This is a genomic window from Rhizobium binae (assembly GCF_017357225.1).
GTDB lineage: Bacteria > Pseudomonadota > Alphaproteobacteria > Rhizobiales > Rhizobiaceae > Rhizobium > Rhizobium binae.
Window position 1 is genome coordinate 2537736 of sequence record NZ_CP071604.1, and the last position, 25833, is coordinate 2563568.

The following is a 25833-nucleotide window of genomic DNA, read 5'->3' on the forward strand; positions in this document are numbered from 1 at the left end:
CAACGATGAACAAAAATCAATCCCTGCCCTGGGATCATCCGCGTTTTCGCAGCTGGATCGCGGTGGCGCGCGCCTGCCAGCTGATGCAGCAGTCTCTGACCCGCTCGCTTGCCGATCTCGACATCAAGCCGCCGCACCTCGACATTCTCGTCAATCTCTATCGTTTCGAAGGCATTTCGCAGCAGGAGCTGGCCCGCAAGCTGCTCGTCGGCCGCTCCAACATGAGCATGCTCCTGCCGCAGATGGAAAAACGCGACCTGATCGAGCGGCGCGGAGACGCGCGCGACAAGCGCGTGCTGCGCCTCTACCTCACCATGGAGGGCCGCAGGCTGACCGAAGCGGCGATGGCGATCCAGACCGACCTCATCGAACGCACGCTCTCCGACGAGCCGATCGAGCAGTGCATGGCGACCGCCACCTCAATGGAGCGGATCATCGGCGTACTGCTACAGGACCTCAGGGACGAGGACTGACATTCACTGCAGCGTCGGTGCCGCCGCCGTGCCGGTCAGCGAGCGGTATTCCCACGCCGCGACAATGATCAGCACCAGCGTCGCCAGAATCCCAAGCAGATAGACCTCGATGAAGGGTGCCGCAAAGGCGAGCAGGATCAGGAACACGAGGCCGGCGAGATGCGAGAGCGGCAGCTTTCCGCTGGTCGCGCCCTTGAACCAGAGATTGCCGATTAGGAACAGGCCGGAGCCGCCGAGCACCGCCGCAGCGATGCCGAGATCGCCCGCCTCATGCGGATGCGAGAACATGAACTCGACGGCCACTGCGTGCACGATGATCCCGGCAAGGATCGGGATGTGTGCGTAAGTGAAGGCCAATCGCGCCAGAGCTCCCGGCGTCTCGGCATGTTCGATGCGATGGGCGGCACGACCGTGGCCGAAGCGGAAGTAGAGCCACCACATGGCGACCGTCCCGATAAAGCCGGTGACGAAGACGAGGCTGGTCAGAATTGAGATCGGCAGTTCGGAAAAGGTGCGGCCGGAAACGAGGATCGCTTCGCCGAGGCAGATGATGATGAAGAGCGCGCAGCGCTCGGCCATATGCGCACCGGACACATCCCAATCGCTTGGAACGGAGCGGCCGAGTCCTGGTACCGCAAAGCCCGCGGCCGGCCCGGCATATTCGATGGCGAGCGCGATCATCCAGGCGATCAGCCGGGCTTCATGCTCGAGCACCCCCCCGGCGATCCAAAAGACGCCGGCCGCCGCGAGCCAGACGGTAATGCGGGTAAAATTCAGCGTATTGGCGCGGTCGACGCGCGTCATCGCATAGGTCGTAAACAGCGAGCGCCCGACCTGCATCGCCACATAGGCGCCAGCAAAGAGCAACCCTTTGTCGCCGAATGCCTCTGGGATGGATGCTGACAGCACCAGCCCCAGCATCATCAGCGCCACCAGCATGCCGCGCACCGGCATCTTGTCGGGATCGAGCCAGTTCGTCACCCAGGCGGTGAATATCCACACCCACCAGACCGCAAAGGTCATCAGCGCCGCTTCGACGGCGCCGAGCGGCGTATAATGGGCGGCAAGCGCGTGCGAAAGCTGCGAGATCGAAAACACGAAGACCAGATCGAAGAACAGCTCGAGGAAGGTAACCTTGCTGCCGGCCGCACTCCCCTTGGCGCGCAGCCAGTTCTTTCCGTTCACTTTCGCCATTTGGCCCCCGATGGCTGTCTGTTTGAAATTCAGCGCGGCTTTTCCGCCGTGTCGCGGTTCATGCCCTTTTCCCTGAGCTCGTCCTCATAGGCCGAAAACAGCTCCGCGCCCCGTTCGCCGAGCTCCCGCAGATAGGTCCAGGTGTAGATCCCGGTATCGTGCATGTCGTCGAAGCCGATCCTGACGGCATAATTGCCGGTCGGCGTCATCGAGATGATCGCGACATTGCGTTTGCCGGGTACCGTCACCCTCTGCCCCGGCCCGTGCCCCTGCACCTCGGCCGACGGCGACAGCACGCGCAGAAGCTCGGCCGACAGGTCGAAGCTCAGGCCGTCGTCGAAGGTTATTGCCAGCCTCTGCCGGTCTTTCGAAACGCGAAGTTCGCTCGGCCAGGTATCGTTCATCTCTATCACCCTCTTTCCCCTGGAGAAGTAGGCGTTCGCCTTTTTCGAGGCAAGCGCAAATTAGCGTGTGCGAAATCCATTTCCCTTGACGGCGCAATCACATATGCACAAATAGAAAGATATCGCTTGAAAACAGGCAGGCATCGGTCTGGCGCGTTTCAGATCCGGCTGCGGAGGAATTGGTGAATACAATAGTAGGAACGATAGGCAAGGCATCGCCGCTGGCGGCGGATGCACATCCGATGATCGACCCTTATGGCCGGGCTGTCACCTATCTCCGCGTCTCCGTCACCGACCGCTGCGATTTCCGCTGCACCTATTGCATGGCCGAGAACATGACCTTCCTGCCGAAGAGGGACCTGTTGACGCTGGAAGAGCTTGACCGGCTCTGTTCCGCCTTTATCGCCAAAGGCGTGAGGAAAATCCGGCTGACCGGAGGCGAGCCGCTCGTGCGCAAGAACATCATGTATCTTGTGCGCAAGCTCGGCGAAAAGATCGGCGCCGGCCTCGACGAACTGACGCTGACGACCAATGGCTCACAGCTGGCGCGCCATGCCGAGGAACTTTATGAGTCCGGCGTGCGCCGCATCAACGTCTCGCTCGATACGCTCGACCCCGACAAGTTCCGCAAGATCACCCGCTGGGGCGATTTTTCCAAGGTCATGGAAGGCATCGACGCCGCTCAGAAGGCCGGCATCAGCATCAAGCTCAATGCCGTGGCGCTTAAAGGTTTCAACGACGCCGAGATACCCGGCCTCCTGCGCTTCGCCCACGGCCGCGGCATGGATCTCACAGTCATTGAAACCATGCCGATGGGCGAGATCGACGAGGACCGCACCGACCAGTACCTGCCGCTCTCCGAGCTCCGCGCCGATTTGGAGAGACAGTTCACGCTAACCGATATCGACTACCAGACCGGCGGCCCGGCGCGTTACGTCAGGGTCACGGAGACCGGCGGCCGCCTCGGCTTCATCACGCCGATGACCCATAATTTCTGCGAGAGCTGCAACCGTGTGCGCCTGACCTGCACCGGCACGCTCTATATGTGCCTCGGCCAGAACGACGCCGCCGATCTGCGCGCCGCATTGCGCGCCACCGAAGACGACGCCCTTCTCCACGCCGCCATCGACGAAGCCATCACCCGCAAGCCTAAGGGCCACGACTTCATCATCGACCGCACGCATAACAGGCCGGCAGTGGCGCGGCATATGAGTGTTACCGGTGGGTGAGGCGCGGTCCCCGCCAAGCGGGAAGCGATCGATCCAGTGAATCGATCGCAGGGTCGAACGCCTGAGCCCAAGCGAAGGGCCGGGATACGGTGCGGCTTGTTCCCTCTTCGCCCCAGCGGAGAGAAGAGGGAGCAAGCCGCAGCCCCCTAGCCGGGCTTACGCGCACAAATCGCAAACCGCTCCTGCACCATCCGCTCGAGCCCGCGCAAAAACGGCATCTTGCGCGCCTGCGCCCAGTGAATATCGCGGAGCTTGCGGTCGACCACGATGTCCACGAAGCCGGCTTTACAGAGAAGCTCGACGATCGCTTCGGCCGGCATCTCGCGGGAGAAATGCACGCGGGAGCGGATGTTCTGGTGCCGCGCCATCATCTCCGGTGACATGTGGCTTGCCGCCGGCTTGCCCGTCACCTTTGTCCAAAACTTCTGCAGGCTCTTCACCCAGGTTTCCCGGCCCATATTGCCGTCGACGATCAGCACCTTGCCGCCCGGCCTCAGCACCGAAAACCATTCCTTGAAGGCCGAAGCCGGGTCCACAAGCGTCCAGACGAGATGCCGGTTGGTGATGGCGTCGTAGCTGTCCTTCGGCTCCATGGTGTTTTCGGCGTCGCCGGAAACGAAGCGGATATCGGTGCCGCGCTTCTTCGCCTTGGCGCGCGCCTGCGCCAGCATCGCATCCGACCAGTCCAGCCCGGTGACCTTGAAGCCGGCATCGTTCATCAGATGCGAGATGACGGCGGTGCCGCAGGCAAGATCGAGAGCGGCGCGCCCCTGCCCCTCGCCGAGATGCTTTCGGATCAGCCTCAGCCAGCCTTTCCGCTCGCCTTCCGAAAAGATTTCATGGCCGACGCTCTGGTCGAAGGTCGCCGCCCTTTCCGACCAGAACTCGCGGATTTCATCGCGGATAGAGTAATTTGTATTCATCGAATTCATCTCAATTGCCCCTGCATCGGATCAGTTTGGAAATGCTCTAAAACATATAACTTGATTCATAAAGTCATATTTCTTATGCCTGCGGACATTATTCAGACGTCAGGGGAATCTCCAGATGAATTTCGTGAAAATGCTCGCAGTCTCCGCAGCTGCGATTGCCGGCTTGATGCCGCTTTCGGCCTGGGCGCAATCCTTCACCATCAAGGATGTCGCCGGCCGTGACGTGAGCTTCGACAAGCCGGTCGAGCGTGTGATCCTTGGCGAAGGCCGCATGCTCTATGCCGTCGCGCCGATCGAGAAGGAAGATCCCTTCGCCAAGATCGTCGGCTGGCGCAACGATCTCTGGACCACCGACAAGGATGGCTTCAATGCCTATGTCGAGAGGTTTCCGAAGGGCAAGGACCTGCCCTTCCTCGGCAATCTGACCGACGGCACGCTGCAGACAGAGACGGTCGTCAAGCTTCATCCGGATGTGTTGCTGCTGCCGATCGGCAACAAGACGGCGGCCGACGAAGTCAAGCTCGAAGACATGCTCGCCGGCATCGGCGTGAAGATCGTCTATATCGATTTCCGAGAGCATATTCTCGCCAACACCGAGCCGAGCCTGAAGATCCTCGGCAAGCTCTTCGGCCATGAGGACCGCGCCGAAGCCGTCGCGGCCTATTGGAAGGAGCAGATGGCGCGCGTGACCGACAGGCTGAAGGCCGCCAACCCGCCGAAGCCGAACGTTTTCATGTATCGCGCCGCCGGTCTGGTGGAGTGCTGCGGCACCTTCGGCCCGGATAATTTCGGCCTGATGGTCGATTGGGCCGGCGGCCACAATCTCGGCTCCGATTTCCTGCCGGGCTATACCGGCTCCATCAACGCCGAACAGGTTGTCGCCTCCAATCCCGAGGTGATCGTCATCACCGGCTCCAACTGGAGCCAGACCAAGAATGCCAAGGACTATGTGAATGTCGGTCCGAACGCGGCCCCCACCCTCGGCGACAGCCGCAAGGCGCTGAACACGCTGATGGAAAACCCGGCCTTCACCGGCTCCAAGGCGGTGGCCGGCGGCAATGTGCACGCAATCTGGCACCAATTCTACACCAGCCCCTACCAGTTCGTCGCCGTCCAGCAGCTGGCCAAATGGTTCCATCCGAACCTCTTCGCCGATCTCGATCCGGATGCCACCTTCAAGGAATTCCATGAGAAATTCCTGCCGGTCGCCTATCAGCCGGGTTACTGGGTCGACGCCAAGGCGGGCCAGTAGTCGGAAATGGCCGAAGTCGCCGCCCTATCGATCGACGCTGAAGCCGGGATGGAGCGCTACCGCGCTCTCGCCCGGCGCAAGCTCCTGATCCTTGCCGCCATGGCGGCAGCGCTCTGCCTGTCCTTCGCCGTCGACCTCGCATGGGGGCCAGCCCGCTACAGCCTCGCTGAGGTCCTCGCCGCCCTCTTCGACCCACCCTCCGTTTCGGATCAGGTGCGGGCCGTCGTCTGGGATATCCGCATGCCGGTCGCCGTCATGGCGATCGTCGTCGGCGCTTCGCTCTCCGTCGCCGGCGCACAGATGCAGACCATCCTCGCCAATCCGCTCGCCAGCCCCTTCACGCTCGGCATCTCGGCTGCCGCAAGCTTCGGTGCGGCGCTGGCGATCGTGACCAGCGTTCCGCTTCTGCCTGTAGCAGCCGGCCTGCTCGTGCCGGTCAATGCTTTCATCATGGCGCTGATCGCCACGCTCTTCATCCATTTCGTTTCGCGAGCCCGCGGCGTCTCGGTGCAGACGGTGGTGCTTCTCGGCATCGCCCTGGTCTTCACCTTCAATGCGGCCCTCGCCTTCCTGCAATATCTCGCCTCCGAACAGGCGCTGTCGGCCGTCGTCTTCTGGACGATGGGCAGCCTCACCAAGGCCACATGGCCGAAGATCTGGGTGACGCTTGCCGTACTGCTCATCGCCCTGCCGCTCTTTGCCCGCAACGCCTGGGCGCTGACGGCGATCCGCCTCGGCGAGGACAAGGCCGCGAGCTTCGGCGTTGATGTCCGCCGCATCCGGCTGGAAACGATGCTTGTTGTCTCGCTGCTTGCCGCCGTGCCCGTAAGCTTCGTCGGCACCATCGGGTTCGTCGGCCTCGTCGGGCCGCATATCGCGCGCATGATCCTTGGCGAGGATCAGCGCTTTTTCCTGCCGGGCTCGATCCTCTCCGGCGCGCTGCTGCTGTCGCTGACCTCGATCGTCTCGAAGTCGATCATCCCCGGCGTCGTCTTCCCGATCGGCATCATCACGGCGCTCGTCGGCGTGCCCTTCTTCTTCTCGCTCATTCTCTCGAACAGGAGCCGGTCGTGGTAGCCCTTCAATTGCAGTCGGTCGGCGCCTATCACGGCCGCAAGCTTTTCGTCGAAGACGTGACGACGCCGGTCATGAATGCGGGCGAGCTCGTGGCGGTGATCGGCCCGAACGCCGCCGGCAAGTCGACGCTTTTCAAGCGCATCACCGGGCTGCTCAGGGGACCGGGCAATGTCGTCGTCGAAGGCTCGACGGCGAAAAACGCCATCAGCTACATGCCGCAGGATACCTCGGCGAATGCGGTGCTCACGGTTTACGAATCCATCCTGCTCGCGCGCAAGCAGGGCCAGTCCTGGGGCGTCAGCGACAGCGACCTGCGCTTCATCGACGAGATCATGAGAGCACTCGATATATCAGTCATCGCCTTCCGCGATCTCGGCGCACTTTCCGGCGGCCAGCGCCAACTCGTCTCCATCGCCCAGGCGCTGGTCCGCGAGCCCGAGATCATGCTGATGGACGAGCCGACCAGCGCGCTCGATCTCCACCGCCAGGTCGAGGTCCTCGACTTCATGCGTCGCCAGGCCCGCGCCAAAGGCATGATCGTGCTGATCGCCATCCACGACCTCAACCAGGCGCTCCGCTTCGCCGACAAAGTCCTCGTCATCGCCAACGGCCGCATGCGCGCCTGCGGCGCGCCGAGAGACGTCGTGACCGCCGAAATGCTGCGGGAGATCTACCGCGTGGAAGCCCGGGTAGAGAAATGCTCGCTGGACCACGATCATGTCATCGTGGATGGGACGGCGCATTGAAGCTGGCGGACCTGCGCGAAAGACATTGCATCGTGATGCGCCATGGCCCGAGAGAGACTGATTGTGTGATGCCGACGCCCAAGAGAGCCTCATCCTGAGGTGCGCAGCCCATAGGGCTGAGCCTCGAAGAGCGACGCGGGCGCTCCCGCTAAGGCGCAACCATCTTGAGCAAAGACGGAGGCAGCGTTGCGGCAACTTCGAGGCGATCCTGCGGATCGCACCTCAGGACGAGGACCCGTGGAGGATGCCGCTGCCAATCAGTCGATCAATCGCTGCGCGGTAAACTTGTCCGTAACGAGCATGTCGATGACCCCGACGCGGAGCGCGCCTGCGATAGCGTCGGTCTTTTTGGCTCCGCCGGCCAGAGCAATGACCCGGTCCACCCGTTCGAGATCTTCAAGGGGCAGTCCTATGACCCGGTCGTCCAGGGGCGTCTTGACCGGCTTGCCGTTCTTATCGAAGAAGCGGAGCGAGATATCGCCGACGGCGCCCGCTTCCGCGAGGTCGGACAGTTCGCGCGAGGAAAAGATGTTGCCAGATCGGGCGAGAAGTTCGGAGGGTTCGACGGCGCCGATGCCGACGATCGCGAGCGTTATGCTGCCGAATAGGTCCATCGTCTCGCGGACGAACGGGTCGGCCTGCATCAGAAGTTTTGCCTCTCTTGATGTCGTAACGCCCTGAACCGGGAGCAGTTTCGGCTCGGCGCCGGTCAGGCGCGCAAGCCGCGTGGTCAGCTGCGTCGCATGCGTCTGCACGGAAGGATCGCCCATGCCTCCCAGGGTCTGGACGACATACTTCGCCTGAGCGCTTTTCTGCGGATGAATGTTCTCGACCATCTTGAAGATCGTCTGGCTCCAGCTCGAAACGCCGATGATCTCCCCTGGCGAGAGCGTCACCTCCAGCAGATGAGCCGCTGCCTCTCCGATGCGGGCCATAATGGCGCCGTCCCGGTCTTCCGTGCACTCGACGACGATCGCCTCCGGCAGATCGTATTTTTCGCGAAGCGCGCGCTCGAGCTCGCTATAGGTGCCGACGGGAGGGATCACGCTGGTTCTGACGATATCTTCGGCCTCGGCGCGCTTCAACATACGCGATACTGTCGCCTGCGACAGCCGAAGGTGCTCCGCGATCTCCGCCTGTCGCCGCCCCTCTATGTGGTACATCTGGGCGACCCTTGAAATGAGACGGAGTTCATTGAGGCGAGTCATCACTGATCCCAGAGTGAATTTTTATTCACCTTTAGCCTGTGTTTCGCGGGACGTCGAGCGGGCGAGCGCATCTTTCCAGGTATCGAGAAGCACCGCGCGGTCCACGGGTTGCGGCTCGATGGTTTGCGTGTTTCGTGGCAGCTTCGCAACGATGTCGAGATCGCTCCACAAGCCGAGTGACAGCCCCGCCAAATAGGCAGCACCCAGAGCCGAGGCTTCGGGCGCTTCGCATTGGATCACTGGATGTTCGATGAGGTTCGAGACGCACTGCATCAAGAAGCGATTCTGGCTCGGTCCGCCGTCCACGTAGAGCGCGCCGAGTTCGCCGCCGCTTTGCGCCCGCATAGCCGCGATCACATCATGCACCTGGAAAGCGATGGAATCGGTTACCGACCGCGCCATCTGCGCGCGTGATGTATTGAAGTTGATCTGGGAGAACAGGGCACGAGCGTCGGGATTCCAGTAAGGTGCGCCCAATCCCACAAACGCGGGCACGAAACCGGGTCCACCTGGCTCGGCGCTCGCCGCAAGTTCGAAAAGGGCGGCCACGTCAACCAGGCCGAGAATATCAGCCATCCAGGGAAGACTGGCGGCGCAAACGAGGATATTGCCCTCGAAAGCGAAAGTCGGCTTTCCCGCGATGCGCCATGCGACGGTGGTTGTGATACCGTTGCGCGGGGCGAGGAATTGCGGCAGCGTCGTCATGACCGAAGAGCCGGTTCCGAAGGTCACCTTGCCGTCGCCCGGCTTGAATGCTCCATGGCCGAAAAGGGCCGCGTGGCTGTCTCCGATCGCGGCCATCACAGGCGTACCGTCGGGCACGCCTGGCAATCCTTGCGTCCTGCCGAAATCGGCTGAGCTGTCGAGCACTTCCGGCAGGAGCGCGATATCGACGCCGAAGATCTCGCCAAGTTCCTCACTCCATTTCTGTTCCCGGAGGTCGAACAACTGGCTCCTGGCGGCATTCGAAGCGTCGCAGACATGCCGGCGTCCGCCCGTCAGGCAGTGGACGAGCCAACTGTCGACGGTTCCCAATTGCACCGGCCGCCCGGCCGGAATCCGGTCGAGCAACCATCGGAATTTCGAACCCGGGAACATCGGATCCAGCGGCAGGCCGGTCAGCGCCTGCACACGGTCAAGGCGGCCTTCGGCAATCAGACGTTCGCAATCCTGCGCCGTTCGACGGCACTGCCAGCTGACCACCGGCCCAAGCGCGTCTCCCGTTTCGGCGTCCCAGGCTGTGACGGACTCGCGCTGATTGGAAATGGCAATGGCCTCGATCGTCGCATCGGGGCTGGCCGTCAGGCAGGCGTCGACCGCTTCGCCGACCGAGGCGTAAAGCCGGCGTGGGTCTTGTTCGACCCAGCCCTCCCTCGGATAGGAGATGCCGACAGGAGACGAACCCCTGCCGACGATTTCTCCCCTCTCGGAAACGAGAACTGCCTTTGAATTGGTCGTGCCCTGGTCGACTGCCAGAATTGCCCGCATTCTATCCTCCACAGATCAGGCGCCGGCCGCGGCGGCAAAATGGGCCTGGCCGCTTCACGCGATCCCCAGTTACTTACGCTTGATCAGCGCCTGAGCAGCGTCGGCGATTGCCGATGGTGACATTCCGTATTCGTCGAGCAGGAACTCTGCCGAACCGGTCGGAGCGTAGACGCCGGGAACGCCGAGACGCTTCATCGGCACCGGAGCATTGTCGACCACCACTTCTGCCACCGCGGAGCCGAGCCCGCCAAAGATCGAATGCTCCTCGGCTGTGACGATCGCCCCGGTTTCCCTAGCCGCGGCGATGATCGCCTCCTCGTCGATCGGACGAACCGTTGCGAGGTTGAGCACCCTGGCGTCGATGCCTCGGTCGGCGAGAATCTCGGCAGCCTTCACAATGCGATGCGTCAAGGTGCCGTTGGCGATCAGGGTGACATCGGATCCCTGGCGAAGGAGATTCGCCTTGCCGAGTTCGAACTTGTGCCCCTCCGGAAGAAGGTCGGGCACGCCGACCCGCGACAGACGCAGGAAGCAGGGCCCGCTGTAGGTCGCTGCCCAGTCAACGGCAGCAGCGGTTTCGATCCGGTCGCAAGGCGCAATAACGGGAAGATTGGGCAGGACGCGCGTCCAGGCGAAGTCTTCGATCGAGTGATGGGTCGGACCAAGTTCGCCATATGCCATTCCGGAAGAGATACCCACCAGCTTGACGTTGGCGTTCGAGTAGGAAATGTCGGCCTTGATCTGCTCCAGCGACCGCCCCGTGAGAAACGGGGCAGCGCCGCACACGAAGGGCAGTCGTCCGCCATTGGCGAGCCCAGCTCCGACGCCGACCATGTTCTGCTCGGCGATGCCGACGTTGACGAGGCGTTCAGGAAACCTCGACTTGAAGCCGCCGAGTTTGGAGGAGCCGACGGAGTCGTTGCAGACGGCGACGATCGTTTCGTTTTCGGCTGCCAGCCGCTCGAGCGTGGAGGCGAATGCATCGCGGCAATCGTGAAGCTTGGGTGGGTTAACGGGCGCGTTCATTACAGTGCCTCCGACAATTCTGCCAATGCAATTTCGTATTGTTCCCTACTCGGCACCTTATGGTGCCACTCGACCCGGTCCTGCATGAAGGAGATTCCGTGCCCCTTGTTGGTATGGGCGACAATGCAATGCGGTCTTGACCCCCGGTATTCGAGGGCCGGAACGATTTCGCGCATAGCGTTGCCGTCGATGTCGGTGACCTCCCAGCCGAAGGCTTCGAGCTTCGGACGAAGCGGAGCCAAATCGTTGGTTTCGGCAAGCGCAGCACCCTGCTGGAACCTGTTGTGATCGATGATCAACGTCAAGTTATCGAGCTTGAACTGGGCTGCTGCCATGATCGCTTCCCAGTTGGAGCCTTCCTGCATCTCACCATCGCCGGTGACGACATAGGTATGATATCTTGCGCCTGAGAGCTTGGCGGCTTTCGCCATTCCCACTGCAACAGGAAGGCCGTGGCCGAGCGGACCGGTATTCGTTTCGACACCAGGAACCTTGTTGCAGTTCGGATGCCCGTTCAGCCTCGAATGCGGCTGCAGGAAGGTGGAAACCTCTTCCTCCGGGATGAAGCCGCGTTTTGCGAGCGTCACATAGAGAGCGCAGGCCGTGTGTCCCTTTGAAAGGACGAATCTGTCGCGGTCGGGACGTTTTGGCTGATCCGGCCAGACGTTCAGCACACGAAAATAGAGCGCCGCCAAAATGTCGATGACCGACATTTCCCCGCCGATATGGCCGGCGCCCGCTTCAAATACCGCTTGGAGATCGCGCAATCGGATCTCCCGGGCGATGCGCTCAAGTTCTGTCGTGTCCATGGCTTCCTCGTGCATAAATATTCACTAACCAATATTTTTGCACAACATGCCGATTAGTCAAGCCTCTAAGCGAGGGTCATTCACGACTGCCGAGGGAGAAAACCCTGTTGACAGCCGAAAGGCAAATTGTTAATGAATTTTCCAGCGGACGTGAATAATTATTCTCCGCTGCGAAAATATCGGATACAAGCCTAAAGCATGGGGAGGAGCAATGGTGGCGCTCGATATCAATGAACACAGGCTTTCGTCCGGCGCTTGGCTCGGTAAGCTCAAGGGGGTCACCGGTCCGCTCGTGGGATTGCTCGCGCTGTGCATCTTTCTGAGCTTCAGCACAGACACGTTTCTTTCGGTTCGAAACGGCCTCAATATCCTCGACCAGATCACCGTCCTCGGCATCATGGCGGTTGGCATGACGTTCGTCATCCTGATCGGCGGCATCGATCTCTCCGTCGGCTCGGCACTCGCCCTGGCGATGATGGTCATGGGCTGGACCGCCAACGTCGCTGGTCTGCCGCTGCCTGTCGGGATCGCCCTTGCGCTGATCGCCTCGGCGGTATCGGGCCTTATCGTTGGGCTTTTGGTGACGCAATTCAGGGTTCCAGCCTTCATCGCCACGCTTGCGATGATGTCGGCGGCGCGCGGCGTGGCGAACATGATCACCGACGGTCAGCAGATCGTCGGATTCCCCGACTGGTTCATGATGCTCGCCATCGATCGCCATTTCGGCGTCATGACCGCCACGGTCTTCCTCATGCTCGCGGTCGTTCTCGCGGCGTGGCTCTTCCTGCACTTCCGCTCCGAAGGCCGCATGCTCTATGCGGTGGGCGGCAACCCCGAAGTCGCGCGCCTGGCCGGCATCAACGTCCCGCTGGTAACGATATCAGTCTATGTCGTGAGCGCCGTGCTTGCGGGGCTTGCAGGCATCGTGCTCGCCGCCCGCCTGGATTCCGTCCAGCCGTCCAGCGGTCTGGGTTATGAACTGGACACCATCGCCGCGGTCGTCATCGGCGGGACTTCGCTCTCCGGCGGGGCGGGTGGGATCGGGGGAACGTTGATCGGTGTGCTGATCATCGGCGTGCTTCGCAACGGTCTCAACCTTCTCAACGTCTCGCCCTTCCTTCAGCAAGTGATCATCGGGATCGTCATCGTGCTCGCGGTCGGCGCAGAGACCATTCGTCGGCGTCGCGCCTGACGTGCATGATCCGCCGCGTTGGCGGAAGCGGAATTCCGTCCCGGAACTTTGGGGCGGATCAATAACCCCAGGGGGAGGACATACCCTAGGGTCCATCAAACAACGGAGGAACTACAATGAAAATTGCGCGCACCATGCTCGCATCCGCTGCACTGCTCGGTCTCATGCTCGGTCCCGTCCACGCGGCGGAACTGAAGAAGCTTGGGCTGGCCGTTGCCAACCTTCAGGCAAACTTCTTCAACCAGATCAAGCAATCGGTCGAGGCCGAAGCCAAGAAGCGCGGCATCGAGGTCATCACCGTCGACGCAAAGGGCGACGGGCCGACGCAGGTCAACCAGATCCAGGATCTCCTGACCCAGAAAATCGACGCGCTGATCTACATTCCGGCCGGTGCGGCAGCGGCGACCGTTCCGGTCAAGCTTGCGAAGAACGCCGGCATCCCCGTCGTCAACGTCGACCGCAACGCCGAGGGCGCGCCTGGCGATACATTCCTCGCAACGGATTCTGTGGCATCGGCCAAGGCAGTGTGCGACTACATTTTGAAGGAAGCCGGCGGCAAGGGGAAGATGGTCATCATCCACGGCCAGAAGGGCACGACGCCGGAAGTCGATCGCTCGAAGGGCTGCGGTGAATCGCTCAAGGCCTATCCCGATGTGAAGGTTGTCGCCGAGCAATATTCGAACATCTGGAGCCAGGACGAAGGCTTCCAGATCATGCAGAATATGCTGCAGGCGAACCCAGATGTCTCGATCGTCTTCGCACAGGCCGATGGTCTCGCGCTTGGCGCCGCTCAAGCAATCAAGGTCGCAAATCCCTCGCAGAAGATCGTGGTCGGCGGCTTCGACGGCGACACGGCGGCTCTCGAAGCGCTCAGCAAGGGCGTCTTCAACGTGACGGCGACGCAGCAGACGCAGAAAATGGGCCGCGATGCGGTCGAAAACGCCGCCAAGCTTGTCGCCGGTGAAAAAGTGCCGCCGGTACAGCTCTTGGATGCCACGCTGACCACCAAGGAAAACGTCGCAGGCTTCATCGCCAACCATCCGTAATGAAGTCGAGGTCTTGAGGAGGTGTGCCGTGACTGATCCAGTTCTTTCCCTGAGGGGCATATCCAAGTGGTATGGGCCGCTGCCGGTGCTGAAGAATGTCAGCCTGGACGTCTATCCCGGTGAAGTGGTTGCACTTCTCGGCGAAAACGGTGCGGGCAAGTCGACGCTGTCGGGCATCATTGCCGGCTCACGCACACCATCCGAGGGATCGATGACATGGCTGGGGCAGCCTTATGCCCCGGCCACCCCACGCGAAGCGATCGACAAGGGCGTCGTCCTGATCCATCAGGAACTGCAGCTTCTGCCGCAGCTGTCAATCGCGGAAAACGTCTTCATCGGACGCTGGCCTATGAAGAACGGCGTCGTTGACCGGGCTCAGATGGTTCGCCGAGCCCAGGATCAACTCGCGCGTTTGAACCTTCATGTTCCGGCAACACGGATGGTCGCCGGCCTTTCCACCGCAAATCAACAGCTCATCGAGATCGCCAAGGCGCTCGCTCTCAACGCCAAGCTCCTGATCCTTGATGAGCCGACAGCCGCCCTTGGCGGCGCGGAGACGGAAGCTCTGTTCGAACAGGTTCGCAAGCTTCGCTCGGAGGGTGTGGGCATCGTCTACATCTCCCACCGCATGGAAGAGATCAAGCAGATAACAGACCGGATCGTCGTTCTTCGCGACGGGGAGCGGGTGCAGGAATTCTCGGACAGCGCCACCCCGGTTCGAACTATTGTCGAAAGCATGGTCGGACGCCCGCTTGATCGTCTGTTCCCTACCCTGCCCGTTCCGACGGACCGTCCGGTCCTCGAGGTGTCCGGGCTGAGCTCGCCGGATGGCTCGTTCCGTAACGTTACCTTCGAGGTGCGGGCCGGAGAAATTCTCGGCATCGCCGGGCTGGTCGGCGCCGGCCGCACTGAACTGGTGCGTGCGATTTCGGGAGCCGATCCGATCAGTGCAGGTTCGATCAAGCTGCAAGGCGAAGAACTCACGCTGCGCGATCCGGCCGACGCGATCGCCAAGGGCATCGTGATGGTTCCGGAAGACCGCAAGGAGCAGGGCCTGATCGTCGGGCACCGGATCAGCGAGAACATTATCTACGCCAATCTGGATAAACTCGGCGGCGGCTGGATTACGCCGCGCGTCAAGCGCTCCTTTGCGGAAAAGGCTGTGGCCAAGTTCGGCGTCAAGGGCCGTGCCGAGCAATACGCTTCCGATCTTTCCGGCGGCAACCAGCAGAAGGTCGTGATCGCGAAGTGGCTCCTGCGCGATCCCAAGGTCGTCGTTCTCGACGAACCGACACGAGGCATCGACGTCGGCGCCCGCGCTGGCATCTACGATATCATCGTCAACCTTGCCAAACAGGGTGTGGCCGTCATCGTCGTAAGCTCGGACCTCGAGGAAATTCTCGGCGTTTCCAATCGCATTCTCGTGCTTGCCCAAGGCAAGCAGGCAGGCATCCTCGATCGTGACCAGGCAAATGACGTCTCGGTCATGGAGTTGGCGACCATCTAAACAGACAGAGAAAGGAAGAGCGGTGTCTGACATCACTCTCAACGCCCCGAAGCTTTTCGACCTCAGCGGCCAGGTTGCCATCGTAACGGGTGCCGGCAGCGGCATCGGGCAACGCATTGCCATCGGCCTCGCGCAATGCGGCGCCGACGTGGCGCTGCTCGACCGTCGAACCGACGACGGACTGGCCAGGACCGCCGAACATATTCGCGCCGCCGGGCGCCGCTCGATCGAGATCGCTGCCGATGTCACGAGCAAATCCTCGCTTGCCGATGCCGTCGCACGAACCGAAGCGGATCTCGGCGCCCTGACGCTGGCCGTCAACGCCGCAGGCATCGCCAATGCAAACGCAGCGGAAGATATGGAAGAGGATCAATACCAGACGTTGATGGATATCAACCTGAAAGGCATCTTTCTTTCCTGCCAGGCCGAGGCCCGCGCCATGCTGAAGAATGGACGCGGCTCCATCGTCAATATCGCTTCCATGTCGGGCGTGATTGTCAACCGGGGGCTGAGCCAAGCGCACTACAACGCCTCCAAGGCGGGCGTGATCCATATGTCGAAGTCGATGGCGATGGAATGGGTCGGCCGCGGCATTCGCGTCAACACCATCTCCCCGGGATATACGGCCACGCCCATGAACACCCGTCCGGAGATGGTTCATCAGACCAAGCTCTTCGAAGAGCAGACCCCGATGCAGCGCATGGCAACGGTCGATGAGATGGTCGGTCCGGCCGTGTTCCTGCTGTCGAACGCCGCAAGCTTCGTGACGGGCGTCGATCTTCTCGTGGACGGCGGTTTCTGCTGCTGGTGATGCGACCAAAAAGCTCGTTCGGCAACTGGAACATGAACCGATCTCGCTTCCTCCCTGGCTGAGATCGAGGCGCTGAAGGGACCAACGGGCAAGGCGGTGCGCGATATCGCCGCCCGCCCGCCCTTCCCGCCGACAGAATGAACTGAGCCGCATGCGTCGTCATTGGCGCTCGAGACCGCTCGAATTCAGCGAGCGGATCTGCCGTCTCCCGACGGGATATCTGAAAGGAAAGAGGATGAAACGCTTCGAAAACAAGACTGTCGTCATCACCGGGGCCAGCCGCGGCATCGGCGCCGCCATCGCCAGGCGCTTTGCGCGCGAGGGCGCCAATCTCGTGGTCTCGGCCAATGAGGACCTGGTCCACGGCGTTGGCGAAGCGATCAGGGCCGAAGGCGGCACGGCCATCTCCTTCATCGGCGATGTCACCGACAAGGCGAGCGTCAAGGCGCTCTACGATGCCGCGGAGAATGAATTCGGCGCCGTTGATGTCTCGATCCAGAATGCCGGCGTCATCACCATCGCCCGCGTCGAGGACCTCACCGAAAACGAGTGGGACAAGGTCATGGCCGTCAACACCAAGGGCGTCTTCCTTTGCGCCCAGGAGGCCATCGCAAGAATGCGCAAGCACAAGTGCGGCGGCCGCATCATCAACACCGCCTCCGGCCAGGCCCGCGACGGTTTCATCTATACGCCGCACTATGCCGCTTCGAAAATGGGCGTGGTCGGCATCACCCAGAGCCTCGCCAAGGAAGTCGCGACCGAAAACATCACCGTCAACGCCTTTTGCCCCGGCATCATCGAAACCGACATGTGGGCCTATAACGACCAGGCTTGGGGAAAACTGCTCGGCAATTACGCCCCTGGCGAATTGATGAAGGAATGGGTCGAGGGCATCCCGATGAAAAGGGCTGGAGCAGGAGAAGATGTCGCCGGCCTGGTCACCTTCCTGGCCAGCGACGACGCGGCTTATATCACCGGCCAGACCATCAATGTCGACGGCGGGTTGATCATGTCGTAGGTGGAGCAGAGGACACCGGCTCCTCGAAGAGGGCGATTTCAGCTCCCGCCTGAAGATATCCGCCAACCTCTGCCTTGATCCGAATCTTGCCTGCCCGCGATGCCGTGACCTGGGTTTCCATCTTCATCGCCTCCATGACGGCGATGAGATCACCGGCAGCAACCTCCGCGCCATCTTCGACCTTGAACGCCTGCAGCGTGCCGGAAATCGGTGCGGTTATGGTCGCTGCGTCGTCGGTCCTTGCCGCTGTCGCACCTCCGCTACCCGCGCCTGCAAGTCCGCCGAGACCGGCTAGGAGCGCCGCGGGAATGCCGAGTTCATGTCGCTTGCCATCGATCTCGACGTGAGTGCGGATCAGGTGGCCATCGGCAACCGGCTCGGGCCGGGCGACGGCCGAAAGCCGATCGGCGAAGCCGGTCTCGATCCAGCGCGTGTGCACCTCGAATCCTGTCTCGCCGACGAATTCTTCTGTCTCGATCGCGGCGCGGTGGAAGGGGAGGACCGTTGCGACGCCCTCGATCCTGAACTCCTTGAGGGCACGGCGGGCGCGGCTCAACGCCTCCTCACGAGTACTGCCCGTGACGATCAGCTTCGCCATTAGCGAATCGAAGGTGCCGGGAACGGTCGAGCCCACGCCGACGCCGGTGTCGAGACGGATGCCGGGACCGGAGGGCGCGTCGAAAGCCGTGATCGCACCGGGTGTCGGCAGGAAGCCACGGCCGGGATCTTCGGCGTTGATACGGAACTCGATCGAGTGGCCACGCGGGGCGGGCGTTTCGGTGACGCGCAACGGCAGGCCATCGGCGATGCGGAACTGCTCGATCACGAGATCGATGCCGGTCGTCTCTTCGGTTACCGGATGCTCGACCTGAAGGCGCGTGTTCACTTCGAGGAAGGAGATCGTACCGTCGACACCGAGCAGGAACTCGACCGTTCCCGCCCCCGAGTAGCCGGCTGCCGCACAGATCTTCTTCGCGGCGTCGTGGATCGACTGGCGCTGAGCGTTGGAAAGAAACGGTGCCGGCGCCTCCTCGACGAGCTTCTGGTTGCGCCGCTGTAGCGAGCAGTCACGAGTGCCGAGAACCACCACATTGCCATGTTTGTCAGCCAGCACCTGCGCCTCGATGTGGCGCGGACGATCGAGGAAGCGTTCGAGGAAACACTCGCCGCGGCCGAAGGCGGCCTTGGCCTCACGCACGGCGGATTCGTAGAGTTCCGCCACCTCCTCCATCTTCCAGGCGACCTTCAGGCCGCGTCCGCCCCCCCCATGCGCCGCCTTGATGGCAACGGGCAGACCGTGTTTCTCAGCAAAGGCGGTGACTTCCGCAGCGGTCTCGACCGGACCGTCACTGCCAGCGACGAGAGGCGCACCGACACTCAGCGCAATGCGCCGGGCCTCGACCTTGTCGCCAAGCGCTTCGATGACCTGCGGATCAGGTCCGATCCAGATGAGGCCTGCATCGATGACGGCTCGGGCGAACTCCGCACGCTCGGACAGGAACCCGTAGCCGGGATGAACGGCGTCGGCGCCCGAACGTTTGGCAATGTCGATCAGCTTGTCGATATCGAGATAGGTTTCCGCCGGGCGGCTGCCGGAGAGCCCGTAGGCTTCGTCCGCCAGCTTGACGAAGAGCGCATCCATGTCCGGATCGGCATAGACGGCGACCGATTGCAGGCCGTGGTCGCGACAAGCCCGGATGATGCGCACCGCAATCTCGCCTCGGTTGGCGATCAGGACTTTCTGCATGGATGTCTCCTCACTTATTTCTTGGCGGCCGGGCTTTGGTGTCGGGCACCTGCGGCCGAACATCGGCAAACCTCGTCACGGGCCGGAAGCGTATCTGGGCATTGACCGGGATCTGCCCGGCGAGGTCGAGATGATATTCGGCGACCGTGCCGATGACCGGGTAACCGCCGGTCAACGGATGGTCTGCAAGGAAAAGCACCGGCTGGCCGCTATGCGGCACCTGGATCGCGCCGGTCGCGGTTCCCTCGCTCGGCAGTTCCGTCTTGTCCCTACGCTCCAGGGCGATGTCGCCGGAAAGGCGGATACCGACACGGTTGGACTGCGGGGTCACCTGCCAGAGTTGACCCGAGAAACTGGTGATGGCGGCCTGGGTGAACCAGTCGGTGCGCGGTCCCATGATCACGTCGAGCGTCACGATCTCGCCGGAAGCCGGAAACGCGAAGGCCGGCGCTTCGGAAAGCGATACGCTGCCGAGAGACTGCGTCGCCGTTTGCAGTGTCAAGATCGTCCCTGCCGTGACCGAGTCCGGGCCGATGAAGGCAAGCGTATCGGTCGAGGCGCTGCCGAGCACCGGCTCGACAGTGAGACCGCCGCGGATCGACAAATAGCTTCGCATGCCGCGCGGCGCATGGCCGAGCGTCACCACATCGCCGGGCTCCAGCGAGATGGGCCGATAGGTTTCGGCGGCAATGGTGCGCCCTGAGGCATCGCGGATTGATATCGGACAAGGCGCGCCGGTCAGTGCCATCACCGTCCGGCCCGACGCCTCGAAAGAAAATCCGCCGGGGATGATTTCGAGGCACGGGGTTTCGGCAGCATTGCCGACCACGCGGTTGGCCGCCTTGAGTGCCCCTCGATCGAGCGCGCCTGAGGAGGACACGCCCTGGCCGGTCTTGCCGAAGCGGCCGAGGTCCTGAAATAGTGCCGGCATGGGTGCGGCCAGGACCTTTAGTGTCACAGCCCCGCCGGAGACCTCGGCTGGGCCTGGATCTGCGACCTTCGTCGCCAGAGTGGAAATCGCAACCGCCCGCTTTTCGAGATCGAAGAAGCGCACCCGGTAGCCGGGTTGGAACAAGGCCGGCGGATCGCGCGACAGGTCCCACATTTTTTCCAGCGTCGTGCCGATGATCTGCCAGCCGCCGGGACTTGCCTGCGGATAGACGCCGGAGAAGGCGCCAGCAAGGGCGACCGAACCCGCCGGAATCCGAGTCCGCGGGCTTTGCCGACGCGGCACATGCAGCGCGGGATCACCACCGACAAGATAACCGAAACCGGGGGCAAAGCCGCAGAAGGCGACGGTGAAGGTGCTCTCGGTGTGACGACGGATGACCTCTTCGACTGATAGACCGGTCAGTTGCGCCACATCGGCAAGGTCTTCGCCGTCATAGTGAACCGGGATTTCGACGAGATGGTCGGACGGCGCGATGCGGGCCGAAAGGTCGCGGGTGGCGATCTCGCCGGCAAGCCGTTCCGCGGTGAGCCTTTCTGCGCGAAAGCCGATCATCAGCGTGCGTGCGGCCGGCACGATGTCTTCGATGCCCTCCACCGGATCGGTTTCGAGCGAAGCAAACAGCGCCAGCGTCTGGTCGAGATCGTCGAGTTCGACCAGAAGGGTCGTCAGGTTGACGGGCAGGAAGCGCATCGGATCCTCAGGCGTGATAGGCGGTGTCGGGAATGTCGGTGATGAACATATGCCCCGGCGCGTGGGTGATGGCAAAGGGCACGCCGGATGCCATCACGGCGGCCTGCGGGGTCACGCCGCAGGCCCAGAACACCGGGATTTCACCAGGCTCGACACGCACCGGCTCGCCGAATTCCGGCTTCGACAGGTCTCGGATGCCGATCTCTTCCGGCGCGCCGATATGTACAGGTGCGCCGTGCACCGCCGGGAAGCGACCGGAGATTGTCGCGGCATCGGCAACGCGGCTCGCCTTGATCGGCCGCATCGATACGACCAGGTTGCCGCGCAGCCGGCCTGCCGGGCGGCAGGCGCGGTTGGTCAGATACATCGGAACGTTCGACTTGTCGGTGATATGCCGGATCTCGATGCCCGCCTCGGCCATCGACGTTTCGAAGGTGAAGCTGCAACCGATGAGGAAGCTGACGAGGTCGGCGCGTTCCGCCCAGGCCGTGGTCGCATCGGCGATTTCCTCGGCGAGCTTGCCGTCGCGCCAGATGCGATAGCGCGGCAGATCCGTGCGAAGATCGGCCCCCGGAGCCAGAAGCGTCATGTGCGAGCCGGGATCGGAAACGTCGAGCAATGGGCAGGCCTTCGGATTGCGCTGCGCAAAGAGCAGGAAATCGAAGGCCCAGTCGCGCGGCAGGACAATCATGTTTGCCTGGGTAAATCCCGGCGCCACACCCGACGTCGGCTCGGCATAGCCGGCCCGATAGCGCCGGCGCGCGAGGCGCGCCGATTCGGCATCGATGTGGCCAAGGTTCTCAATCGCAATCATGGTTTCCTCCAAATGCTTGCTCACGCCGCCAGGAACGAGCGAACGGCAATCCCGTCGGTCTCAAAGGCCTGACGAATCGCCTGGGCGATCGCGACAGCACCGGGGCTGTCGCCATGGACGCAGATCGACTGAGCATCGACCTTGATGGTCGAGCCGTCGATCGCTTCGATCGTACCCTCGCGAGCAAGTTGCAGCATGCGACGGGCGATCACGGTTGTGTCGTGCAGAACTGCGCACGGTTCACGACGCGAAACGAGTTCCCCGCCGGGCGTATAGGAGCGGTCGGCGAAGGCCTCGGCCACGGTCTTGAGGCCGGATTTGTGCGCGAGTTTGAGGATCGGTGCTCCGGCCAGGCCCATTAGAACCAGGTCCGGATCGATCGCCTTGATGCCGTCGATCACCGCCTGGCCCTGTATTGGGTCGTGGGCAATGCGGTTGTAGAGCGCGCCGTGCGGCTTAACGTAGCCGACTGCGACGCCCTCAGCAGTGGCGACGCCTTTCAGCGCGCCGATCTGATAAATGACGTCGGCGGTCAGTTCCGCGCTGGTGACGCCCATGTCGCGCCGTCCGAAGCCGACGCGGTCGGGATAGGAAACATGGGCTCCGACCGAAACGCCCCTTTCAGCGGCGGCTTTGACAGTCTTCAGAATGCCGAGCGGATCGCCGGCATGGAAGCCGCAGGCGATATTGGCGCTGGAGACGATGGCCAGCATAGCCGCGTCGTCGCCCATGCTCCAGGCGCCGTAGCTTTCGCCGAGATCGCTGTTCAGATCGATGGCAGTCATGTCAGATCTCCCTGTGAATCACGAACGATGTAGGCCGGGCTGTCCCAAACCGAAAGCGTGATTAATTCAAAAAGTCAGAGCGGGGCCCGGGCGTAAGGGCGCCCGCGCCCTCCTCGTCCCGCGTTACGCGGCAAGCAGCGCGAAGATCGGGCCGATCGACTTGTAGCCCATGTACCAGGTCAGAGCGCAGACCAGTACGCCGAGCACCAGCAGCCAACGCGGATAGCGATAGCCTCCCATCAGATCGGACCGGGCCCAGGCCGCATAGATGAAGATCGACAGGCCGATCGGCAGAATCAGGCCGTTCAGCCCCCCGACGAAGACCAGCATCTGTGCCGGCGGCGTGGTAATGATCACGTAGAAGAACAGCGACACGGCAATGAAGATGACAGTCGCGATGCTGCGGGCCCGTTCGGTTATGTCTCTCTTGAAAATCGTGACGAACGAGACCGACGTGTAAGCGGCACCGATGACCGAGGTGATCGCAGCAGCCCAGAAGATGACGCCGAAGATGCGCAGGCCAATGTTGCCGGTGGCGGCCTGGAAAGCCTGGGCAGCCGGATTCGCACCCGCGCCGGAAACATCGATGACGGCTCCGCCCGCAACCACGCCGAGGACGGCCAGGAAAAGCACGTACCGCATGAGGCCGGTGACAGCGATGCCCGTCAGCGCTGCACGGTTGACCGCACCGAGATTCTCGATGCCGACCGTGCCCTTGTCGAGCAGTCGGTGGGCCCCGGAATAGGTGATATAGCCCCCGACCGTACCGCCGACGATGGTGGTGATGGTGGCGAAATCGATGGTGGACGGAAGAAAGGTCTGAAACAGCGCGTCGCCAACCGGCGGAGCCGATGCGAAGGCAACATAGACCGTCAAGGCGATCATCAGGATGCCGGCCAGGACAATGAACCGATCGACCGCCATGCCGGCACGCTTCGACAGGAAGATGCCGATCGAAAGCAGCGCGCTGATCGCTCCGCCAAGCTTCGGATCGAGACCGATCATCGCATTGATGCCGAGGCCTGTGCCGCCGATGTTGCCGATGTTGAAGAATAACCCGCCGACGATGACGAGAATTGCCAGCAGATAGCCGGAGCCCGGGAAGGCCGCGTTGGCGAGATCGGAAGCCCGCATCTTCGTCAGCGTCACGATCCGCCAGATGTTCAGCTGAACGACGAAATCGATCAGGATGGAGGCAAGGATTGCGAAGGCGAAGGCCGCACCGAGTTTTGTTGTGAACGTCGCCGTCTGGGTGATGAAGCCCGGACCGATGGCAGATGTGGCCATCAGGAAGATGGCCGCCACGAGCGCAGCGCGGCGCGACTTGGCCGACATCCGTGCCGGCGCAACGGTTGTCATTGAAATTGCTGACTGTTCCATGAACCCCTCCTTATGTGCAGGCCGACGCCGAGATCTCGGCGGGCTGCCTAGGTTTGTTGACAGGCATCACGGTGACACGTTTTACAATTCTGTCAAGATTGTTCAACGATTTTGCTGCATCGTTCTACCAAATAACTCCAGTTCGGCGCAACAAACTCACTTGGGCGCGGTGTCCTTGATTGTTGGAAGTTCCGGCCACATCGGAAGTGGCTCTTGCCTCCTTTCGTGCATCAACGATAAGGAACGGGTTGCGGGGGCTTTTCATTTTCTATCTGCCCGGGGGGCCATGTACGGCGTCTTCGTTGCGCGGTCCGCGTGATCAAGCCACTCCTCTTATGGCTCCCGGAGATGCAAACCGCTATACCGGTGCGCAAGGGCGCGGAGGTTTGACTCGTGTCTGTGCACTAGGGGATTTGATGGTCGAACAAAATATTACATCGGCGCTCGCGCCGCGCCTGGCGGAGGAAATCCGCGACAAACTGATTGCTGGCGAATTGAAGCCGGGCCAGCGCCTTTCCGAGACAGCGCTAAGTGCCGGTCTGGATGTATCGCGCAACTCTTTGCGTGAGGCATTCCGGCTCCTGACAAAGGAAGGGCTCTTGCGGCACGAGCCCAATCGCGGCGTTTTTGTCGCCACACCCAGTATGGCCTCGATCATTGACATTTATCGCGTGCGCCGTGTGATCGAATGCCAGGCGCTCGCCAAGGCGTATCCCAACCATCCGGCGGTGGCACGAATGCGCGCGGCAGTCACGCGTGCCAAGCTCGCGCGCGAGGCCAAGGATTGGAGTATGGTCGGCAGTGAGAACATGGTCTTTCACGCGGCGATCGTAGATCTCGCCGACAGTCACCGTCTGAATACCTTCTATGCGCAGATCGCCGCAGAACTGCGCCTCAGCTTCGGCCTGCTCTCCGATCCCGAGCTGTTGCACGCTCCTTACGTCGACCTTAATGCGGCAATCCTTGAAAAGCTTGAGGCTGGGATGACGGCCGAAGCCTCAGCGGCACTTGAGGCGTATCTGATGCAGTCCGAGCGCACAGTTCTGGCCGCTTTCTCGCGAATTGGCGGCGCCAAATGAATTGCACGCTCGGCCGCGCGTTTCGATGCCGATTAGACGACGATTCGTCTCTGGTTGCGACAATAGCTCCGCGGCGCATGGCCATCGGTGGCGAATGGATCTCAACAGGTCCGCGGCAGCCATAGGGATCCCGCCTTAGTCTAGCCCATCCTACGTCCGGCTGATCGAAACCCCACCATCGGCGAGCATCGCCGTCCCCGTCACGAAGCTCGACAGATCAGACGCAAGGAAGAGCGCCGCATTGGCGATCTCTTCCGGCTGCGCCATGCGCTTCAGCGCATGCAGCCCCTCGACGAAGGCGAGCAGTTCCGCCGTCGCGTCGGGCGCGTTGGTGATGCTGGCCGGCGTGTCGGTGCCGCCGGGAAGCAGGGCGTTGACGCGGATGTTCTGCCGCCCGAGTTCGGCGGCGAGTACCTGCACGAAGCCGATCAGCCCCGCCTTGCTCGCCGCGTAGGCGGCCATGCCGGGCATGCCGGCGGTGTGGCCGACGAAGGTGGAGGTGAAGATCAATGATCCACCATTTCCCATCGCCGCCGACTGGCATTTGGCGCCGAGAAAGGCGGCGGTGAGGTTCGTTTCGATCGTCTCGCGCCAGCCCTCGAGCGACAGCCCGGCAACCGGGCCCATTTCCCCGAGGCCGCCGGCATTGTTGAAGGCGATGTCGAGCCTGCCGAAGCACGAGACGGCCGTGTCGGTGAGCCTTGCCTGTAGCGCCTCGTCCCTGACGTCGCCCGATATGGCAACGGCCTGCCCGCCCTCCGCCTCGATTTCGGCGACGACGGCGTCGAGCGTCTCCTGTCGCCTTCCGGTGACCACGAGCTTCGCGCCCTCACGTGCAAAGAGCTTCGCCGCCGCCCGGCCGATGCCGGAGCTTGCGCCGGTGATGATCGCGACCTTGTTGTTCAGAAGTGTCATGTCCGTTTCTCCTTTGTTATCGAGGCATCCCTCTCAAACATCGGGCGACGCAGCCACCC

24 protein-coding genes are annotated in these 25833 nt (G+C 62.2%); 11 read left to right on the forward strand and 13 right to left on the reverse strand.

Annotated elements, in window-relative coordinates; genetic code table 11:
- The first annotated feature begins 5 nt into the window (after positions 1-5).
- Entirely contained in the window at positions 6-473 is a 468-nt protein-coding gene (locus J2J99_RS12420) for a MarR family winged helix-turn-helix transcriptional regulator (protein ID WP_168302001.1), read from the forward strand.
- Between the two features lie 3 nt (positions 474-476).
- Here the strand turns inward: J2J99_RS12420 and J2J99_RS12425 are convergent, their stop codons facing one another.
- On the reverse strand, positions 477-1667 hold the full coding sequence (locus tag J2J99_RS12425) for a low temperature requirement protein A (RefSeq protein WP_168302000.1): 1191 nt from the start codon (positions 1665-1667) through the stop codon (positions 477-479).
- A 29-nt stretch (positions 1668-1696) separates the two neighbouring features.
- A complete protein-coding gene (locus J2J99_RS12430) occupies positions 1697-2071 on the reverse strand; it encodes a gamma-butyrobetaine hydroxylase family protein (RefSeq protein WP_168301999.1) in 375 nt (124 codons plus the stop codon).
- Positions 2072-2253: 182 nt separating this feature from the next.
- Between J2J99_RS12430 and moaA the strand changes: the two genes are divergently transcribed.
- A complete protein-coding gene (gene moaA, locus J2J99_RS12435) occupies positions 2254-3300 on the forward strand; it encodes a GTP 3',8-cyclase MoaA (RefSeq protein WP_168301998.1) in 1047 nt (348 codons plus the stop codon).
- A gap of 146 nt (positions 3301-3446) precedes the next feature.
- On the opposite strand, the gene J2J99_RS12440 is transcribed toward moaA, so the two are convergent.
- Positions 3447-4232 (reverse strand): class I SAM-dependent methyltransferase, encoded by a 786-nt coding sequence (locus J2J99_RS12440; protein ID WP_168301997.1) that lies wholly within the window; start codon positions 4230-4232, stop codon positions 3447-3449.
- 115 nt (positions 4233-4347) lie between these two features.
- Between J2J99_RS12440 and J2J99_RS12445 the strand changes: the two genes are divergently transcribed.
- The 3 genes from J2J99_RS12445 to J2J99_RS12455 are packed head-to-tail and all read left to right on the forward strand — an operon-like array spanning position 4348 to position 7307.
- Positions 4348-5484, forward strand: coding sequence for an ABC transporter substrate-binding protein (locus J2J99_RS12445; RefSeq protein WP_168301996.1), 1137 nt, complete (start codon positions 4348-4350; stop codon positions 5482-5484).
- Positions 5485-5490: 6 nt separating this feature from the next.
- Positions 5491-6561 carry a FecCD family ABC transporter permease gene (locus J2J99_RS12450; RefSeq protein ID WP_168301995.1) on the forward strand — a complete coding sequence of 357 codons (1071 nt, stop codon included), beginning with the start codon at positions 5491-5493 and terminating at the stop codon, positions 6559-6561.
- The gene (locus J2J99_RS12455; RefSeq protein ID WP_168301994.1) at positions 6555-7307 is read left to right on the forward strand and encodes an ABC transporter ATP-binding protein; all 753 of its coding nucleotides are present in this window, start codon (positions 6555-6557) and stop codon (positions 7305-7307) included. The genes J2J99_RS12450 and J2J99_RS12455 overlap by 7 nt, the downstream gene beginning before the upstream one ends.
- A 257-nt stretch (positions 7308-7564) precedes the next feature.
- On the opposite strand, the gene J2J99_RS12460 is transcribed toward J2J99_RS12455, so the two are convergent.
- The 4 genes from J2J99_RS12460 to J2J99_RS12475 form a co-directional block, all read right to left on the reverse strand.
- The gene (locus J2J99_RS12460) at positions 7565-8515 is read right to left on the reverse strand and encodes a sugar-binding transcriptional regulator (RefSeq protein WP_168301993.1); all 951 of its coding nucleotides are present in this window, start codon (positions 8513-8515) and stop codon (positions 7565-7567) included.
- A gap of 21 nt (positions 8516-8536) precedes the next feature.
- Positions 8537-10003 carry an FGGY family carbohydrate kinase gene (locus J2J99_RS12465; protein ID WP_168301992.1) on the reverse strand — a complete coding sequence of 489 codons (1467 nt, stop codon included), beginning with the start codon at positions 10001-10003 and terminating at the stop codon, positions 8537-8539.
- Between the two features lie 69 nt (positions 10004-10072).
- On the reverse strand, positions 10073-11029 hold the full coding sequence (locus J2J99_RS12470) for a transketolase family protein (RefSeq protein ID WP_168301991.1): 957 nt from the start codon (positions 11027-11029) through the stop codon (positions 10073-10075).
- Complete coding sequence (locus J2J99_RS12475; protein ID WP_168301990.1) at positions 11029-11838, reverse strand: transketolase; 810 nt, start codon at positions 11836-11838, stop codon at positions 11029-11031. The genes J2J99_RS12470 and J2J99_RS12475 overlap by 1 nt, the downstream gene beginning before the upstream one ends.
- 211 nt (positions 11839-12049) lie before the next feature.
- Between J2J99_RS12475 and J2J99_RS12480 the strand changes: the two genes are divergently transcribed.
- From J2J99_RS12480 to J2J99_RS12500, 5 genes are all read left to right on the forward strand, one after another.
- Positions 12050-13030 carry an ABC transporter permease gene (locus J2J99_RS12480; RefSeq protein ID WP_207600922.1) on the forward strand — a complete coding sequence of 327 codons (981 nt, stop codon included), beginning with the start codon at positions 12050-12052 and terminating at the stop codon, positions 13028-13030.
- Between the two features lie 116 nt (positions 13031-13146).
- A complete protein-coding gene (locus J2J99_RS12485; RefSeq protein WP_012484069.1) occupies positions 13147-14076 on the forward strand; it encodes a sugar ABC transporter substrate-binding protein in 930 nt (309 codons plus the stop codon).
- A 28-nt stretch (positions 14077-14104) separates the two neighbouring features.
- A complete protein-coding gene (locus tag J2J99_RS12490; protein WP_168294111.1) occupies positions 14105-15583 on the forward strand; it encodes a sugar ABC transporter ATP-binding protein in 1479 nt (492 codons plus the stop codon).
- A gap of 22 nt (positions 15584-15605) precedes the next feature.
- The gene (locus J2J99_RS12495) at positions 15606-16394 is read left to right on the forward strand and encodes an SDR family oxidoreductase (RefSeq protein WP_168294112.1); all 789 of its coding nucleotides are present in this window, start codon (positions 15606-15608) and stop codon (positions 16392-16394) included.
- A 235-nt stretch (positions 16395-16629) separates the two neighbouring features.
- Positions 16630-17412 (forward strand): glucose 1-dehydrogenase, encoded by a 783-nt coding sequence (locus J2J99_RS12500; protein WP_168294113.1) that lies wholly within the window; start codon positions 16630-16632, stop codon positions 17410-17412.
- On the opposite strand, the gene J2J99_RS12505 is transcribed toward J2J99_RS12500, so the two are convergent.
- The 5 genes from J2J99_RS12505 to J2J99_RS12525 form a co-directional block, all read right to left on the reverse strand.
- Complete coding sequence (locus tag J2J99_RS12505; RefSeq protein ID WP_168294114.1) at positions 17402-19159, reverse strand: acetyl/propionyl/methylcrotonyl-CoA carboxylase subunit alpha; 1758 nt, start codon at positions 19157-19159, stop codon at positions 17402-17404. The genes J2J99_RS12500 and J2J99_RS12505 overlap by 11 nt on opposite strands.
- 10 nt (positions 19160-19169) lie before the next feature.
- Positions 19170-20801: a 5-oxoprolinase subunit B/C family protein gene (locus J2J99_RS12510; protein ID WP_168294115.1), complete on the reverse strand. Its 1632-nt coding sequence runs from the start codon at positions 20799-20801 to the stop codon at positions 19170-19172.
- A 7-nt stretch (positions 20802-20808) separates the two neighbouring features.
- Entirely contained in the window at positions 20809-21615 is an 807-nt protein-coding gene (locus J2J99_RS12515) for a putative hydro-lyase (RefSeq protein ID WP_168294116.1), read from the reverse strand.
- 20 nt (positions 21616-21635) lie between these two features.
- Positions 21636-22400 (reverse strand): LamB/YcsF family protein, encoded by a 765-nt coding sequence (locus J2J99_RS12520; protein WP_168294117.1) that lies wholly within the window; start codon positions 22398-22400, stop codon positions 21636-21638.
- A 123-nt stretch (positions 22401-22523) separates the two neighbouring features.
- Positions 22524-23780, reverse strand: a complete 1257-nt coding sequence (locus J2J99_RS12525; RefSeq protein WP_168294118.1) for an NRAMP family divalent metal transporter — start codon at positions 23778-23780, stop codon at positions 22524-22526.
- A 416-nt stretch (positions 23781-24196) separates the two neighbouring features.
- On the opposite strand from J2J99_RS12525, the gene J2J99_RS12530 reads away from it, so the two are divergent.
- The gene (locus tag J2J99_RS12530) at positions 24197-24859 is read left to right on the forward strand and encodes a GntR family transcriptional regulator (protein ID WP_168294119.1); all 663 of its coding nucleotides are present in this window, start codon (positions 24197-24199) and stop codon (positions 24857-24859) included.
- 150 nt (positions 24860-25009) lie between these two features.
- On the opposite strand, the gene J2J99_RS12535 is transcribed toward J2J99_RS12530, so the two are convergent.
- Positions 25010-25774 carry an SDR family oxidoreductase gene (locus J2J99_RS12535; RefSeq protein ID WP_168294120.1) on the reverse strand — a complete coding sequence of 255 codons (765 nt, stop codon included), beginning with the start codon at positions 25772-25774 and terminating at the stop codon, positions 25010-25012.
- Between the last annotated feature and the right edge of the window lie 59 nt (positions 25775-25833).